Source organism: Streptomyces sp. NPDC058246 (genome assembly GCF_042881985.1).
GTDB lineage: Bacteria > Actinomycetota > Actinomycetes > Streptomycetales > Streptomycetaceae > Streptomyces.
In genome coordinates this window covers 21,159-36,759 of sequence record NZ_JBHVWZ010000051.1, presented here as the reverse complement: position 1 = coordinate 36,759, position 15,601 = coordinate 21,159, and the positions used below count along the sequence as shown (strand labels likewise).

13 protein-coding genes and 2 pseudogenes are annotated in these 15,601 nt (G+C 67.6%); 8 read left to right on the top strand and 7 right to left on the bottom strand.

The genetic code is table 11. The annotated features are described in order from the left end of the window. Positions 1-15: 15 nt before the first annotated feature. From ACFVXA_RS39435 to ACFVXA_RS39425, 3 genes are read left to right on the top strand one after another with little or no spacing between them, the layout of a single operon-like run. Positions 16-690: an urease accessory protein UreF gene (locus tag ACFVXA_RS39435; protein ID WP_390028649.1), complete on the top strand. Its 675-nt coding sequence runs from the start codon at positions 16-18 to the stop codon at positions 688-690. Positions 691-727: 37 nt separating this feature from the next. Further along, positions 728-1,411 (top strand): urease accessory protein UreG, encoded by a 684-nt coding sequence (gene ureG / locus ACFVXA_RS39430; protein ID WP_390028646.1) that lies wholly within the window; start codon positions 728-730, stop codon positions 1,409-1,411. Then, positions 1,408-2,169, top strand: a complete 762-nt coding sequence (locus ACFVXA_RS39425; RefSeq protein WP_390028648.1) for an urease accessory protein UreD — start codon at positions 1,408-1,410, stop codon at positions 2,167-2,169. The genes ureG and ACFVXA_RS39425 overlap by 4 nt, the downstream gene beginning before the upstream one ends. Before the next feature lie 129 nt (positions 2,170-2,298). Here the strand turns inward: ACFVXA_RS39425 and ACFVXA_RS39420 are convergent, their stop codons facing one another. The 3 genes from ACFVXA_RS39420 to ACFVXA_RS39410 form a co-directional block, all read right to left on the bottom strand. Further along, positions 2,299-3,513: a beta-ketoacyl-[acyl-carrier-protein] synthase family protein gene (locus tag ACFVXA_RS39420; protein WP_390028645.1), complete on the bottom strand. Its 1,215-nt coding sequence runs from the start codon at positions 3,511-3,513 to the stop codon at positions 2,299-2,301. Positions 3,514-4,109: 596 nt separating this feature from the next. After that, the gene (locus tag ACFVXA_RS39415; RefSeq protein ID WP_362033587.1) at positions 4,110-4,949 is read right to left on the bottom strand and encodes an IclR family transcriptional regulator; all 840 of its coding nucleotides are present in this window, start codon (positions 4,947-4,949) and stop codon (positions 4,110-4,112) included. 573 nt (positions 4,950-5,522) lie between these two features. After that, positions 5,523-5,822, bottom strand: coding sequence for a hypothetical protein (locus ACFVXA_RS39410; RefSeq protein ID WP_383748361.1), 300 nt, complete (start codon positions 5,820-5,822; stop codon positions 5,523-5,525). A 1,082-nt stretch (positions 5,823-6,904) separates the two neighbouring features. On the opposite strand from ACFVXA_RS39410, the gene ACFVXA_RS39405 reads away from it, so the two are divergent. Further along, positions 6,905-7,048: a hypothetical protein gene (locus tag ACFVXA_RS39405; RefSeq protein ID WP_362033581.1), complete on the top strand. Its 144-nt coding sequence runs from the start codon at positions 6,905-6,907 to the stop codon at positions 7,046-7,048. 23 nt (positions 7,049-7,071) lie between these two features. Here ACFVXA_RS39405 and ACFVXA_RS39400 read toward each other — a convergent pair. Then, positions 7,072-8,075 (bottom strand): annotated as a pseudogene (locus tag ACFVXA_RS39400) (IS5 family transposase). Positions 8,076-8,223: 148 nt separating this feature from the next. On the opposite strand from ACFVXA_RS39400, the gene ACFVXA_RS39395 reads away from it, so the two are divergent. Both ACFVXA_RS39395 and ACFVXA_RS39390 read left to right on the top strand, forming a co-directional pair. Beyond that, positions 8,224-9,039 (top strand): class I SAM-dependent methyltransferase, encoded by an 816-nt coding sequence (locus ACFVXA_RS39395; RefSeq protein WP_383911405.1) that lies wholly within the window; start codon positions 8,224-8,226, stop codon positions 9,037-9,039. A gap of 182 nt (positions 9,040-9,221) precedes the next feature. Continuing rightward, a complete protein-coding gene (locus ACFVXA_RS39390) occupies positions 9,222-10,811 on the top strand; it encodes an MFS transporter (protein WP_390028644.1) in 1,590 nt (529 codons plus the stop codon). Here ACFVXA_RS39390 and ACFVXA_RS39385 read toward each other — a convergent pair. Further along, positions 10,759-11,136 (bottom strand): hypothetical protein, encoded by a 378-nt coding sequence (locus ACFVXA_RS39385; protein WP_390028643.1) that lies wholly within the window; start codon positions 11,134-11,136, stop codon positions 10,759-10,761. The genes ACFVXA_RS39390 and ACFVXA_RS39385 overlap by 53 nt on opposite strands. Before the next feature lie 216 nt (positions 11,137-11,352). Between ACFVXA_RS39385 and ACFVXA_RS39380 the strand changes: the two genes are divergently transcribed. Further along, positions 11,353-11,811 carry a hypothetical protein gene (locus ACFVXA_RS39380; RefSeq protein WP_390028642.1) on the top strand — a complete coding sequence of 153 codons (459 nt, stop codon included), beginning with the start codon at positions 11,353-11,355 and terminating at the stop codon, positions 11,809-11,811. Positions 11,812-12,047: 236 nt separating this feature from the next. Here ACFVXA_RS39380 and proY read toward each other — a convergent pair. Both proY and ACFVXA_RS39370 read right to left on the bottom strand, forming a co-directional pair. Continuing rightward, positions 12,048-12,277 (bottom strand): annotated as a pseudogene (gene proY / locus ACFVXA_RS39375) (proline-specific permease ProY); the annotation flags it as partial. Between the two features lie 250 nt (positions 12,278-12,527). After that, a complete protein-coding gene (locus ACFVXA_RS39370; protein ID WP_362033569.1) occupies positions 12,528-13,166 on the bottom strand; it encodes a response regulator transcription factor in 639 nt (212 codons plus the stop codon). Between the two features lie 1,198 nt (positions 13,167-14,364). Here ACFVXA_RS39370 and ACFVXA_RS39365 point away from each other — a divergent pair. After that, entirely contained in the window at positions 14,365-15,429 is a 1,065-nt protein-coding gene (locus tag ACFVXA_RS39365) for a beta-propeller fold lactonase family protein (protein WP_362033567.1), read from the top strand. Positions 15,430-15,601: the final 172 nt, after the last annotated feature.

The window sequence follows — 15,601 nt, the reverse complement described above, 5'->3', positions numbered from 1 at the left end:
CTACTTCCTCTTCTGATGTCCAGGGCAGCACTGCTCGTCCTGGCCGACGGCCGCTTTCCCGCCGGAGGACACGCCCACTCCGGCGGGGCCGAGGCAGCCGTGAAGGCCGGCCGGATCACCGGGGCGGCCAGCCTGGAGGACTTCTGCCGGGGCCGGTTGCACACGACCGGGCTCGTGTCGGCCTCGCTGGCCGCGGCCGCCGCACTCGGAGCCGAACCCGCGGAGCTGGACGCGGCCGCGGACACCCGTACGCCGTCGCCTGCCCTGCGGGCCACCGCGCGCAGACTCGGGCGGCAGCTGATGCGGGCCGCCCGGGCCACCTGGCCGTCGGTCGAACTCGACGCGCTGGCAAGGGAGTTCACCAAAGGGGCACACCAGCCGGTCGTCCTCGGCGTCGTCGCCCGGGCGGCCGGGCTGGAGCCCGAGGACGCGGCGTACTGCGCGGTGTACGAGAGCGTGAGCGGGCCGGCAACGGCGACCGTGCGGTTGCTCGGCCTCGACCCCTTCGACGCGACCGGTGTACTGGCTCGGCTGGCGCCCGAGCTGGACCGCGTCGCGCAGACGGCGGTCGAGGCGGCCTGGAGAGTATGCGCCGAAGGAGTCGACGCGCTGCCCGCGGCGTCCGCTCCCCTGCTGGAGATCAGCGCGGAGTGGCATGCCTCCTGGAGCGTACGATTGTTCGCATCCTGAATATCTCCGTTATCGGACGATAAATGGAGCTAATGCCATGCATCTCGACCATACCCACCGCGGCGTCTCGGCCGTCAGTGGCGACACCGGCACCTCCCGTCCCGACGGCTCGCGCCGCGCTCTGCGCATCGGCCTCGGCGGCCCCGTCGGGTCCGGTAAGACCGCGACCGTCGCCGCGCTGTGCCGGATGCTGCGCGAGGAGTTGTCGCTGGCCGTCGTCACCAACGACATCTACACGCGTGAAGACGCCGAGTTCCTGCTGCGGGAGGCCGTGCTGCCGCCCGAGCGGATCACGGCCGTGGAGACCGGGGCCTGCCCGCACACCGCGATCCGCGACGACATCTCCGCCAACCTCGAAGCGGTGGAGGACCTGGAGGACGCGGTCGGACCGCTGGACCTGATCCTCGTCGAGTCCGGCGGGGACAACCTCACCGCCACCTTCTCCAAGGGACTCGTCGACGCGCAGGTCTTCGTGATCGACGTCGCCGGCGGCGACGACATCCCGCGCAAGGGCGGACCCGGCGTCACCACCGCCGACCTGCTCGTCGTCAACAAGACCGACCTCGCGCCGTACGTGGGCTCCGACCTCGCCCGGATGGCCGCCGACGCCAAGGCGCAGCGGGCCGAACTGCCGGTCGTGTTCCAGTCGTTGCGCGGCGAGACCGGGGTTGCGGACGTGGCCGCGTGGGTGCGCGGGCGGCTCGCCGCGTGGACGGCATGACGGCGACCGGCATCCGGGCGAACGCGCGGATCGTCGCCCGCGCCGACGGACGTGGCGGTACGGCACTGCCCGTGCTGGCCGGCGACGGTCCGCTCGCCCTGCGGCGCACCCGCGCGAGCGGCTCCGAGGCACGGGTGATGCTCGTCGGAGCGATGAGCGGCCCGCTCGGCGGTGACCGGTTCTCCGTGGAGGTACGGGTGGAGGAGGGCGCCCGGCTGCACGTCGGGTCGGCCGCCGCCACCATCGCGCTGCCCGGACAGACCAAGAGCGAGGCGCGGTACGACGTACGGCTCGCCGTGGCCGACGATGCCGAGCTGCACTGGCTGCCCGAGCAGCTGATCTCGGCCGGCGGCAGCGACCTGCACGTCACCACCCGCGCCGAACTCGGCGCCGGAGCACGGCTCGTGCTGCGCGAGGAGCAGGTGCTCGGGAGGGCCGGGGAGGAACCCGGGCGGCTCACCAGCCGGCTCACCGTACGTGTGGCGGGCCGCACCGTGCTGGACCAGGAGCTGTCCTGCGGTCCCGGGGCACCGGGCGGCTGGGACGGTCCGGCCGTGCTCGCCGGACACCGGTCGGTGGGCCAACTGGTCGTCGTACGGCCGGAATTCGCCGAAAAGACCATCATCGCCCGCGCAGTGAGGGACAGCTCCGTCCTCGTCCCGCTCACCGCTTCAGCCATCCTGGTGACCACCGTCGCGCCCGACGCGTGGCTCCTGCGACAGTCGCTCGACGAGTCGTTACGGTCGTTGGATTACTGAGGTTGAACTCGTGACGTCCTGACCGGCCTGATGGTCAGACCGGTCTGAGCAACCGCACGACGTCACGAGTGGGCGGCGACCGAGCCTGAGGGGCCCATGCCGCCCGGCGTGGCGGTCAAGGTCTCGCCGTCACTTGGTGAAGACGAGACTGACGTTGTGTCCGCCGAACCCGAACGAGTTGGCCAGCGCAGCAGACCACTGACCGGTGCGCCGCTCACCGCGGACCACGTCCAATTCCACGCGCGGGTCGAGTTCGTCAAGATTGCGCGTGGCCGGCACCGTGCCGTCCTTGAGCGCGAACAGCGCGGCCATAGCGCCAACCGTTCCGGACGCGCCGATCATGTGACCTGTCATCGACTTCGTCGCCGTCACCGCAGCGTGGCTGCCGATCACCCGGGCGATCGCCTCGGCCTCCGCCAGGTCACCGGACTCCGTCGAGGTGGCGTGGGCGTGCACGACCCCAATGTCCGCCGGAGCCAGGCCGGCGTCGCGCAGCGCCAGTTCCATGGCGAAGGCCTGGCCTTCCGCGTCGGAGGCCGTGATGTGGTTCGCGCTCGAACTCACGGCACTGCCGGCCAACGTCCCGTAGGCACCCGCTCCACGGGCCCGGGCGAACTCGTCGCGTTCGAGCACCATCATCCCCCCGCCCTCACCCATAACGAACCCGGACCGCTTGACGTCGAACGGGCGGGACACGGTCTCTGGGTCCACGGACTGCGTCGACAGGGCCTTCATCTGGGCGAATGCCGCGATGGTGAAGGGGTGCAGGCATGCCTCGACCCCACCTGCGACGACCACGTCCGCCCGCCCGCTGCGGATCAGATCCTGCCCCAGGGCGAGGGCCTCCGCCCCGGACGCACAGGCACTCACCGGAGTCCTGGCGCCCGCCTTCGCGCCCAGGTCCATGCTCACCCAAGCAGCCGGCCCGTTCGGCATCAGCATGGGGACCGCGAAGGGCGACAACCGGCGAATCCCGGCGCGTTCGAAGACGTCGTCCTGCCCCAGCGTGCTGAGGACACCACCGGTCCCCGTACCAATGACGACGGCGAATCGTTCCGGCTCGACCTGCGGAGCACCGGCGTCCTGCCAAGCTTCGCGCGCACTGAGGATGGCGACCTGCTCACCGCGGTCCAGCTTCCTGGCCTCGGCCCTCGGAAGCAGAGAGGCGGGGTCCACCGTGAGCCCGGCCGCGACGTGCACGGGCAGGTCCGCGGCCCACTCCTCCTCCAGGAAACGCACCCCCGACTTACCGTCCAGCAGCCCCGACCACGACGACGGCGCATCGGCTCCCAGTGGCGTCATCGCACCGACGCCCGTCACCAGCACACGACCGTTACGGGTCACACGAGCCTCCTTGAATTGTGTACATGCTACATAGCTCCTGACTTGCCCTCATGGGGATCATGCCAGCGCTCAGAAGGGAAATCAGGGCAGGAGTTGACCGATTCGAAGGCGAGAGATTGTTCTGTTCCAACAATTAACGAGATTGACTCGTGGTGTCGTAGAAGCTGACGTCCGGTCACCTGTCGGGGTATCACCGGGGCATGAGGAATTCGCAGGGGGGCGGTTGTCCGACGAGTGGCATGAGTTCCGCGAGGGGTTACGGGTCCAGGCTGCGGCTCGGTTCGCCCTGGGTGAGGCGAGTGCGGTGATTGCAAAGGGAAGTTGAGCGAGGCACGATGTCAGGCCCGGCACCACCTCTCCCACTGCCCTCAGGAGTTCAACTGCGCGCAGGCGCCGGACTGTCCCCCGTCCAGGTGAAGACGGGGGCCAACACCGCCACCCCGTCTCGGCCGATTGACGGTGCGCGTCGAGCCCGCTATCCCCGGAGGAGCAACAGGGATAGTGGGGTCTATCGAAGGCGGCTCCGAGCGCCGCGCGGGAATCCGACCACCACGCATGTCGACCAACCAACGAGGCGTTGGGCATGGCGGCGGCCCTCAACTGCACAGGGCATCCCTGCAACCCGGTGTGGGGCATCGGCGTGGCCCTACCAGCATCGGGGGCTTGGCCACACGGGAGGGCTCCGAGTGGCCAAGCGCGTAGGAGAGCTCCGCAGCACAGCGCAGGGTTTCCTTGAGCACCGCGTTGGACGCGGAAGAGTTCCGGTCCGCAGAGACAGGGACGGTGACCGCCGCCACCACACCGGCCGTGAAATCCCGCACTGGCGCGGCCAGGCCGGCCAGCCCCTTGTGGAACTCACCGTCGAGATGCGCGTATCCGGCCCCGCGGATCCGTCGCAGTACCTCCAGCAGCGCATCGACACTGGGCATGCCATCCATGGCGGGAGTATGGGCGAATGCAGTGCGCACCGTGATGTCTTCTCGCTCACTCATCAGCACCCGCCCGGCGGAAGTGTGCAGGGCCGGTACCATCACGCCCTCCTTGCTCGCGTTGCGGCTGCGGTGCGCGATCGGCTCCGCCGACAAAACTGCGACGTTGTAGCCTCGCAGCGCACACAGATACGCGGGCCGTCCCACTGAGCCGGCCAAACGCTCCATGGAGGGCCGGGCGGAATGCACCAGATGGCTTTCCCTGGTGGCGGCCGCCAGGTCGAACAGACGCCAGCCGCACCGGTAGGCGAGTGTTTCGGGGTCGCGCTCGACCAGCCCCGCCTGGAGCATGCTGGCCAGTGCACGCGACACCTGACTCTTCTGCCGCTGACACAGTTCCGCGATCCGGTTGACACCCAAGCCAGACGCCGCGATCGCTTCCTGGCTGCTCAAGGCATCCAACAAATCCAGGTCCCGGCGCAACCCCGAGGTCATCTCTACAGTCATCACACCTCGCTTTCCGGTCCGTCACCTTGGTCATGGCGAGTACGCCGTCATCGGGGATCGTCCGACTGCGCACGGCTCGGTTGTCGTCTCGCCTACTCAGCGGAGTGGGCAGGCCACTGCCCTGTCCACGACACGTGGTGTCGTGGATGAAAGGGCCCGGTCACTGCGCGACAGGAGATCTACGACGTAAAGACATGACCTGCACGTCCACGCTTACCGCGCAGACGACCGCGGTGAGGGTCCGTCCTTCGGTGCCGGTCCAGTCCACCTCGTCGCCCCTGAGCGTAGAGCGATCAGACCCTTCCCTTGGGTGATCCGATCAGGGGAGACAGGCGGTGATCCCCAAGTGGCTGACCGGCAGACAGCTCCCTCCCCCACCTGGTGTGGGACAGCTGGTCGATCACAGATCTGACCGGGTACGGGGCCCGGCCACCGACACGTACTCCGATGCGTCGGACGACCGCCGTTCGCCGCAGACCGCCAGGACAATCCTCCTGCCCGGCTGCCCCCTTTTCGGCCGGTCGGCAGGGGTGTTGACGCCACACGGGGTCCAGAGCGGGCGAGAGATGCGGATCAGACCACGGGGACACCGGGGAGGTCGGCGTTCGCCCCTCGCAAGCAGGCACTCATCTCGACGTCATTCATCCAGTGCGTCCTGTAGTCGATCGAGCTGTACATGCCGTCCGTGCCTTCTTTCACGGGGTGGGTGACACCGTCGTGGACGGACCAGAAGTAGTGACCCCAGTGCTGGTCGTCGTAGTGGGTCTGCCACGTGCCCTCCACCAGCTGCATCACCTGATTGTCCAGGACCATCGCGGCCTGACCGGGCCGGAGGCGGAACGTGATGGCGCGGTTGACCGAAAGGCTGGTCATCCAGGCATTCTGATACGCCGTCGGGAGTGTGGACTTGACGATGGTCCCGCCCTCCTCGCTGAAAGAGACCCCCGCAACGTCCGTGGTGCCGGCCCTATGGGTCCACGTCTTGGTGTACTCCCGCACCGTCGGCGAGCAGTTGGCCACCATGCCGGGGACTACTTTGTCGACCGATGACACGTGTCTGGCCCGCATCCAGGACCGTATTGCCTGCATCAACTGCCTCCCGGTCTCAGGGCATAAGCGGCGGGCTACGTCTGCGTCATTAGTCACCCGACAGACCGCAGCCGCCTGAGGTTCCGGATGAGAATGGCATAAAGGCAGGCGAATGCCAGAGGGAAAGACACCGTGTAAGAGACTTTCACAGTCGCCCTCTTCCAGTCGGGCAACGACAGTCGCGCATCAGCCTCGATACCATCGACTGCCGCTTGGCCATGTGTGTGACTGGTCCGGCCTCGAGGGCACGCCGGTGCAGATCCAGCCCAGATGCATGCGCTGCAGTCTGCCTCCCCCTTGCGAGCCCGTCGAACCTTGCCGGCATAGCCACTCCCAACTGTCGTCACACCGGCGACTGTTCACAAGCTGCATTCCGGGGGCTGCCGCGTGACATCTATCAGGTGAGGCGGCGGAATCTCTTTGAGGAGCGGATCCTGAGACTTTGAGCGAGATTCGACGACGGCGTCGCCACTACCCAGTGAGCCCTTTCAGGGTGGTCAGAGAAGGCGCTTGGGCTCACCCGCCCACAGCGCCAGGCCGACCTTGCGCCCGGCTGAACACTCCAACCCTGGCCGACCTGGCCTACCCCGGAGGGGACCGCATATCACCGTTCCCATCCGACGCCGCCCTTCCTCAGACCTCGGTCCGCGCCAGCAAGCCACCTTGCCGACGTCTGCGGAGCCGACGTCTCCAAGAGATGGCGCGGTTGATTGCCCGGCGGACGAGCAGCATCCACCGTCAGATCCTCCGCTCGGAGGTCATCGCCTGGCCAGGGCAGAAGGTGCAATGGAGAGGACCAGCCGGCACAGCAGCGCGCTCTCCACTCGGCGAGACCACCTGCTGGTCCCACAGGAAGGGCACATGTCATGGCCGTGCGTAGCATCTTCATCGGATACGACGTGTACACGAAGGCTGAGGAGATCGCCTGCGAAGCCCCGGAACAGGGCCTCTCCTACAGCACCAACAGCATCAACAGCCCCACCTGCTGCGAGGGCCAGCGTCTGGAGTGACTAGGGTGCGTATTGAGTCGTGATCAAGGAGTGGCCCTGGTGAGGTCTTTGATCCAGATCATCGAGGCGCGCAGTTGGAGGCGGGCGAGATAGCTGTCCGGAGTCTTGTCGTACCGGGTGGCGATGCCTCGCCAGTCCTTGAGTTTGTTGATCAGGCGCTCGACGGTGTTCCTCTCCTTGTAGAGGCCGGTGTCGTGACTGATGGGTCGGCCGCCCTTGCTTCCCTTCTTCTTCCGGTTGGCGGCCTGGTCCTTCTTCTCCGGGATGACTGCCTTGATGTGGCGTTTGCGCAGGTGGGCGCGGTTGCCGCGGGATGAGTAGGCCTTGTCCCCGGCGACTGCATCCGGGCGGGTGCGGGGGCGGCCGGCAGGGCCCCGGACCCGGATCTTCTTCAGTACCGGGACGAACTGCGGGCTGTCGGCTGCCTGCCCAGCGGTCAGGACGAACGCCAGCGGGCGGCACTTGCGGTCGGCGGCGAGGTGGACCTTGCTGGTCTGCCCGCCCCGCGAGCGTCCGAGGAGGGCCGCCTTCAGCCGGAGTTTTTGCCGGTGCCGGATACGCCGCCGCTCTTCCCGCTCGGGATCCACTTCGGCGTCCAGTCCGTTCTGTCCTTCAGGGTCGCCCCCTTTGACCTGTTCTTTTTCTCCTCAGCGGCGGCCTCCTCCAGAGCGGCGAACACGTCCTGGCCCAGGTGCATCACGGCAGCGTCGTGGTGAGCGCGCGCGGTGGTGGAGTCGACGCTGACCAAGGACAAGTCCACCTCGCCCCGCTTCGCGGCTTCCGCGACCAGGCCCTCCAGTAGAGCCTCGAAGACACCCGCGTCACGCCACTGCCGGAAGCGGTTCGAAACGGTCGACCAGGCACCGAACTCCCGCGGCATCTCACGCCACTGCCCGCCGACCCTGAACCTCCAGATCACACCCTCGAACTGCGGCCGCAGCTGCTCGGGGTACGTCCCGTACTGGCCGATCGGCAAGTACGGCTCAACGAACTCCCATTCGCTGTCACTCAGTTGCGCCCTCGTCATACAAGTCGATCTACCAGTCTGTCCTGTGATAGCGAATCTCGTTCGATTGCCACTGAACTTTGACCACCGGTACTTATCAGCCCCCTTGGAATCGATCATCTAGGCTGACGCCGTGACTGCTGAGCAGGAGCGGGTGCAGCCGTCGGGAGTGTGGGCCACAGCGGTCGGGGTGGCCAGGGTGCGGGCGCTGGAGACCGAACGGGAGAACGCGCTGTTCCGCGACCCACTGGCACAGGCCTTCGCCAGCGCCGGTGGCCTATGGCCCTCCTCGCCGCCGCTGCCCGATGACGAGGCCGCGCGCCGCCGTCGACTGGCCGTGTCGTTCTCCATCGTCATCAGGACGAAGTTCCTCGACGACCTGTTGCAGCAGGCCTCCGCGTCCGGGGTCCGGCAGGTCGTGCTGCTCGGGGCCGGCATGGACAGCCGGGCCTTCCGGATGGACTGGCCCGAGGGCACCCGGCTGTTCGAGGTCGACACTGCCGCGCCACTGGACTTCAAGGCTTCGGTGTTGCGCCAGGAGCGGGCCGTCGCACGCTGCGAGCGGATCACCGTCGCGGTGGATCTGCGTGAGGACTGGCCGGGCGCGCTGGCCGCCGCAGGGCACGACCCGGCGGTGCCGACCGCGTGGATCGCCGAAGGACTGCTGATCTATCTGCCCGAGGACGCGGTGGAGCTGCTGCTGGCCCGGATCAGCGCGCAGTCGGCGGCAGGCAGTTGGATGGGGCTGACATTGGGCTCGCGCGGCGTGATCGAGCGCTTTGGCGCGGACGCCGTGCCGGGATCGGCGGCGTCCATGTGGGTCTCGGAGATGCCCGACGACCCGGTGGGCTGGCTGGCCGGGCACGGCTGGGAGGCCGACAGCCACACCCTGCGCGAGCGCGCTGCGGCCTACGGTCGCCCGATCAGCACCCCGCCGCAGCGCGAGGAGCGGCCCGGCGGACTGATCTCGGCGGTCCGCTGGTAAACGCCTCCAGGCGGTCCAACTTCAGTGGCAATCGGTCAAGGTCACTGTCACAGGACCCAGTCCAGCCCCACCGAGAGGGGCGAATCCCACAGATTGATCACGACTCGATACGCGCCCTAGGCGCGGATCGCTCAAGATCGTCATCCACTCCTTGTACGGCTGACGGGCAGGCCGACCCGCGTATGGAGTCAGCACCTTGGACAACCAGCCGCCCTCTGGCACTTGCCGGAAGACCACTCCCCTCTGGATCACTTGGCGGGCCTCGGGCGACGGTGTCACGTCTGACCAGCAGGTTTGAGGACCCGGGGTACGTTTCGTTTGGGAGCCTCGATCGTTGGACGAGCGTGTCGTATGCCAATGCGTCGTCTGCTCAAGGCCAGCTTCCTCCCCGAAGGCGGTTCGTTCTCGCCGCCATGGGCGGGGCCGGCGGGATGGTCATGCTCGACCAGACGGTCGTCGCGATCGCTCTGACTTCGATGGCGCAGGACCTGCGTCTGACCACGTTCGTCATGCACAGCGTGGTGCTGGTCTATGCCTTGTCCCTGGCCTCTCTCACCCCCGTCGGCGGAGCGCTGGCCCGCAAAATCGGCATCCTGCGTACCTTCCAGTACGGGGTGGTGATCTTCGCCGTCGCCTCGGTGAGCTGCGGGCTGGCCCCGAGCGGCGACGGCGCCGAGCCGTTCATCCTCACGATGCGTTTTGTACAGGGCGCGGGCGCGGCACTGATGCTGCCAGTGGCCACCACTGTGATCACGGACCTGTACACGGAGCGGGAACGTGGGAGGGCTTTGGCGATCTACGCAGGTCTCGCACAGGTCTTCTTTGTAGTCGGCCCCCTCGTCGGGGCGGTCCTCACCCAGTCGTTCGGGTGGCGTTCGGTCTTCCTCGTCAATGCTCCAGTCGATGCCTTGATCTTGTTGATGGTTGCCAAGGCACGGCTCACGAACGAAGCGGCAGGAGGGCATTTCCCTGTGCTCGACAGCCTTGTGATGGCTTTCGCCTTGGGCATGCTGGTCTTGGCGCTGTACGGGTGGGGCCTTTGGGGGTTTGCGGATCTCAGGCCGCTCGGGGCGCTGGCGACAGGGCTGGTGGCGTTGACGTTCGCAGTGCGACTGACTTTGCGTTCCCGGCTGCCCGTTGTCGATCTGCGGCTGCTCTCCATCCGTCCCTACGCCGTGGCAGTGGCGGTGACCTTCATGGTGCAGGCAGCGCAGATGATCGTACTGGTGCATGGTGCTGTGTTCCTACGGCAAGCGCTGCACCTCTCGCTCCTCACCTCCGGTATCTGCTTGCTTCCCCTGGTCGTCACCCTCACCGCCGGCACATTCGCGTCCGGATACATGAGGGACTTTTTCCACTCGGCCCGGGTGCCCACACTGACCGGTCTGACCGCCGCCACACTCGGCGCAGCGGCATGGACGGCCGCCCTCCCGATGTACACATATCCGTGGCAGGTCCCCGGCATGGCTCTGGCCGGTCTGGGGCTGGGCATGCCGATTCCCGCCCTGAGCGCAGAACTGATGAGTGCGGTTCCCCGGGACAAGACGGCCGACGCATCGGTGTTGCGGCAAATGCTGCGCCAACTGGGCGGGGTATTCGGGCTAGCGGCGGCAGGAGCGGTGGTGCTGGCGCTCAACCCCGATGCCTCCGATGTGGAGGGCGTCGTCACGGCCTCGGCCACCCAAGGAGGATTCGTACTGGCGAGCAGTATTCTCGGCGTCACACTGCTGGGCGCCGCTGTCTTGCTGCCCCATGGAGCGCGTTCGGCCTGAGCCAGCCCCCTATCCGGGATGACGTCGTGGTTTCGCCGGCGGATCGGTGCGCATCCGACAGTGACGAAGGTTCCGCCGTGACGGCGAAGAACGGAAACAGCAGCCTGCCGGGGTCGGTGCGGCGTAGATGCCGGGGCAGGAGTCCCGCGAACATCTCCAGGACGGTGTCGTGGGCGGTGAGTTCGGCGGCGTCAGGGCCGAGCCGCTTCATGTCGTACACGGTGAATATGACCCGGCGCTGCGGCGCGTATGCCTTGATCTCCCGCGCAGAGTTCAGCACCTCCTCGAACGCGGGGCGGACCTGCATCCGGGTGCTGATCTTCACACTGAAGACCCTGTCCCTCGGGATGCCGTGCTTGGCGATCGCGTCAGGCTGCGAGCCGGGTTCCTGCCTGAGCACGGAGCAGTGGGCCCAGCCGATGCGGAGAGCTGCCAGGTGGGCGGGGCTCGGTGGGCTTGGCTGATCGGGGGGCACATCATCACCCGCTGGTTAGGGCGATCGGCTGTTCTTGTGCGGCAACCTGCGCGTGAGCCTTGGTACATGGACAAGCGTTTCGTCGAACGGCTCAGGGACACGGTCGCTGGTGTGAGCATGTCGCGCCCCCGGTGCGACGAATACCGTGTCACCGTCAACAACCGTATCGGGCACCCGCTGGTGCTGACGTCCAAGGCTGTTTCCGGAGGGGCCGTCGAAGCTCCTGACGACGGGCATGTCCTGCATGACGGGGAATCGGACCTCTTCCAGATCACTGCCATCCACTTCCCGTGGGAATCCGCCGCAGTCTCGATCGGGTACCGGCTGGCGGACGGTTCCGTCAGTTTCACCATGATCGTCGGACCGCCGCAGGCCGATGGGACCGGCGCGGTCGTCGAGGGGCCGGGCTGTACGGAGTTGGCCTGCACCGTGCAGGAGGACGGATCCGGCGGCACCGTCATCACGCTGCATCGGGCACCCGCAACGGGCACCCATGCTCTTCGACCGCGGCGGCGTGAGCCCTGAGCGGGCGCCTTCTTCACTCTCGCTCGCTGCGGGCGTGGAACGACCCGTGCCGGCTCGGTGGTGAGTAACCGTTCGACCGAGGCAGACAGACTCCTTCGCACGAGCCCTTTCCTCTGCTGCCGCACCGGGACCGCCACTCATCGTTTTCTGCGCAGAGTTGCGAGGGCGCGGGGCGGAACCGACTCCACCGAGCCCACGGCACTACAACGCCCGGGCCACCGCCTCGTCCTGACTCCGAGCACCTTGAAGACGATCACGCCGGCAAGGGCGTACATCAGGACGAGGCTGGGACCGGCTTCCTCGATGTTCGGCACCGACATTGAGGAACAGACCGACGCCCCATCCCACCGCCGATCGCGATCATCTGGATCTCGCGGCTGCCGAGCCCGCGCTCGTAGCCCTGTTTCGGGACGTCGGTGACCTTCTCAGAGGTCGTGAATCGTGCGCCGTTCTCCGCGCCGGCCATCCTGTCGGCGGCCACGACCCGGATTCGCCACCTGCTCGGTGCTTGTGCGTACATGCGAAACCATCGTGCCGCGTGGGCTGCGGCCGCCCACCGTGCCGCGTGGGCCGCGGCCGAAACCTGCCACCGGGTCGCCTGGGCCACGGCCGAATCCCTCGGCCCGACCCCCAGTGCCGAGCCTGGCCCCCGGCGAAATCGAAGCCGGCGGGCCGCACTCGCACGATCAAGCCCCGTCATGACGAGCGTGCAGGAATCATTCCAGAAGGCCGCGGCGCATCGCCTCGGCCACGGCAGCGGCCCGGTCGGAGACCTCAAGCTTTTCGTAGAGTCTTTGCGCGTGGGTTTTCACCGTGCTGGCACCCAGCACGAGCTCTTTGGCCGTCGCCGGAATGCTCAGGCCCCGAGCGAACGCATCTAGTACTTGCCGCTCACGTTCGGTGAGCACCGGTGTGTCGTGTGCCGCCCGCATGCGGATCTCGGCGGCCAGGTCGCTGGTCAGGTCGGGGGGAACGACGGTATGGCCCTTGGCCACCCTCGTCACAGCATCGACGATCTCGGCGCGGCGGGACTCCTTGGCCAGATAGCCGGAGGCGCCCTCCTGGATGGCGCGGAAGACGACAGAGCTGTCCGTCGTCGCGGACAGGATGATCACCCGGGTGGGCAGCTCGTCCCGATGGACCGCGTGGACGACGGCGATGCCGTCCAGATCGGGCAGCCGGTAGTCGACCACGGCCACAGCGGGTTTGTGCTCCCGTATCGCCTCCAGTGCCTCACGCCCCGTGGCTGCTTCGGCAACGACCTCGATCTGGCCGCTCAAGGCGAGACCTCGAGCGATTCCCTCCCGGTAGATGGGGTGATCATCCGCGACGACCACCCGTATGCGCGCCGCCATTACAGACATGCGACCACCACTTTCACGCGCACGTGCTGTCACGGAGCTCCGGCACTGACTCCTCAAGCATCCGACACATGCGGCGCAGCCGCGCGGCGAGGGGAGGTCTGCGGGCGTCGAGGGCGGCTTGCAGGCCCGAGGGAGCAGCGGTGCTGCCCAGGCGCGCAGAAGAGGCTCGTCCAGGCTGCAGAGCCTGCTGCTGCGCCGGCACTCCGCGGTCCAGACGACCGCGGAGTGCCGGCATACGGCCACCGCAGGCCCGGCGACGCGCCCGCTTTCCCTGCCGTGCGGTACGCCGGCACACGGCGCTGGCGGCAGAACGTCCCTTTGGCGGGCGCCGCGTGGCGGTGTTGTGCCGTCGACGCTGTTGCGAACTGAGCAACGTGCGTTGAAGCGGTAAAGACGCGCCTCATAGCGTCGGCTCACTCATTACGCCGGATCCCCCTGGAGGAGTGCGCACCATGGATACGCCCGATCGACGCACTTCCCCATTCCCCGGCAGTCATCGTGCCGCCTCTGCCGGCCAGCGGCGGCTTCCTGGGGCGGCGTGACAGCGGCGCACCTGCGAGCGCCCCGTTCGCCATCGTCCTTGCGAGCGCTCGAAATGTCGACGCCTCCACGGCGCGGTTCATAGCCCACCAGCTCGGGCTGGCGCAGGACGGCTTTCTCCGGGCGAGAGACATCCTGCGTGACGAACGTGCAGTGCGGGAGGCCGAGGACGGGCCCCGGGCGCACCGCGCGTAGCCAGTCGCAGGCGCTGTCACCGCCCCGGCTCGCCCGGCGTCCGGGCAGCCCACGTCCGCACTTTGTCACGTCCTTCAGGCGTGCGGGCCACGGGTCTTCAGGCGTGAGGGTCACGGGTCTGCTCGACGGTGTGGTCGAAGCACGCTGAGCGTCATGCGTGGCCGTGATCGGCGAGGGAGGAGTGTGTCATCCGTAATCGAGGCGACGACTGAGGGCATGGGGCGTTGTCCTTGCCGAGCGACGGAACCCCCAAGCCGTATGGCGTATCCGATCATCCTTACAGCTCTGACCCCTGGGTCTTGGGCGGGCGCGGGCCGGTCACGGCACCTAGCGTCGGCTGCGGCGATCATCAGCGCCGCGGCGATCTTGGACGTTCTGTCCAGGGCATCGGTCGCCGCCTTCATTTCGGAGCACGAAAAGCGCCATACGGTGTCGTGCACTGCAGGAGGTCTTGATGTCAGGTATCGCTATCTCGGGTGCGCCCGAGCAGGGGCGCAAGACGCGACGCCGTGGCGGTGGGGGCTCGTGGTGGGTGACGGTACGGGCATGGGCTACGGGGCTGGCTGTGGCGGCCGGCATGGTTGTCCCGCTCACGGTGGCCACGCCCGCCGCTGCCCAGACCAGAGAATTCGCCTACATCGCGAACTACGACGCAGACACCGTGTCGGTGGGCGACATCGCGACCCTCGCCGTCATCGACACCATTCACGTCGGCGATGGCCCCCTCGGCGTTGCGGTCAGCCCGAACGGCAAGCGCGTCTACGTCACCAACCATCTCTCCAACAACGTCTCGGTGATCGACACCGCGAACGACTGCGTGATCGCCACCATCCCCGTCCGCAAGGCCCCTTACGGTGTGGCGGTCAGCCCGAACGGCAAGCGCGTCTACGTCACCAATGCCGGTTCCGACAACGTCTCGGTGATCAACACCAGCACCAACAAGGTCATCGACACCATTGCCGTCCGTAAGGCCCCCCATGGTGTGGCGGTCAGCCCGAACGGCAAGCACGTCTACGTTGCCGACAGCGGCTCCGACAAGGTCTCGGTGATCAAGACCAGTACCGACCGCGTCACTGACACCGTCCGCGTCGGCGACAAGCCCGAGGGCGTGGCGGTCAGTCCGGACAGCAAGCGCGTCTACGTCACCAACTCCGGCTCCGACAGCGTCTCGGTCATCAACACCAGCACCAACAAGGTCACCCGCACCATCCACGTCGGCGACAAGCCCAAGGGCGTGGTGGTCCTCCCGAACGGCACGCGCGTCTACGTCACCAACTCCGGCTCCGACACGGTCTCGGCGATCAACACCAGCACCAACACCGTCATCGACACCATCCACGTCGGCGACACCCCCGTCGGAGTGGCGAGCACCCCGGACAGCACCCACCTGTGCGTCACCAACGCCCACTCCAACAACATTTCGGTGATCGACACCCGCAACAACACCGTCACCGTCACCGTCCCCGGCTTCGACCGCCCCACCGGTGTGGCGATCGCGGACGTCAACACGAACGTCTAGGGCTCCTGACGCAGCAGCGTCCATGGCCTGACCGGGCCCCCAAGCTCTCAGCCAGGCGCGCCGGCCTCAGCAGGCACGAAGACCCCCCGACCCCTGCTCGGGGCCGGGGGTCTTCCTACCGGCTGAGGCCGACCGCCGAACGGGCCTGACCTTGGTGGTGAACGACAACACA

Bases quoted from the DNA above. Each gene is read 5' to 3' on its own strand.
- ACFVXA_RS39435 (WP_390028649.1), top strand. From the start codon at position 16: ATGTCCAGGGCAGCACTGCTCGTCCTGGCCGACGGCCGCTTTCCCGCC.
- ureG (WP_390028646.1), top strand. From the start codon at position 728: ATGCATCTCGACCATACCCACCGCGGCGTCTCGGCCGTCAGTGGCGAC.
- ACFVXA_RS39425 (WP_390028648.1), top strand. From the start codon at position 1,408: ATGACGGCGACCGGCATCCGGGCGAACGCGCGGATCGTCGCCCGCGCC.
- ACFVXA_RS39415 (WP_362033587.1), bottom strand. From the start codon at position 4,949: ATGACTGTAGAGATGACCTCGGGGTTGCGCCGGGACCTGGATTTGTTG.
- ACFVXA_RS39410 (WP_383748361.1), bottom strand. From the start codon at position 5,822: ATGACCAGCCTTTCGGTCAACCGCGCCATCACGTTCCGCCTCCGGCCC.
- ACFVXA_RS39405 (WP_362033581.1), top strand. From the start codon at position 6,905: ATGGCCGTGCGTAGCATCTTCATCGGATACGACGTGTACACGAAGGCT.
- ACFVXA_RS39390 (WP_390028644.1), top strand. From the start codon at position 9,222: ATGGAGTCAGCACCTTGGACAACCAGCCGCCCTCTGGCACTTGCCGGA.
- ACFVXA_RS39380 (WP_390028642.1), top strand. From the start codon at position 11,353: ATGGACAAGCGTTTCGTCGAACGGCTCAGGGACACGGTCGCTGGTGTG.
- ACFVXA_RS39370 (WP_362033569.1), bottom strand. From the start codon at position 13,166: ATGGCGGCGCGCATACGGGTGGTCGTCGCGGATGATCACCCCATCTAC.
- ACFVXA_RS39365 (WP_362033567.1), top strand. From the start codon at position 14,365: ATGTCAGGTATCGCTATCTCGGGTGCGCCCGAGCAGGGGCGCAAGACG.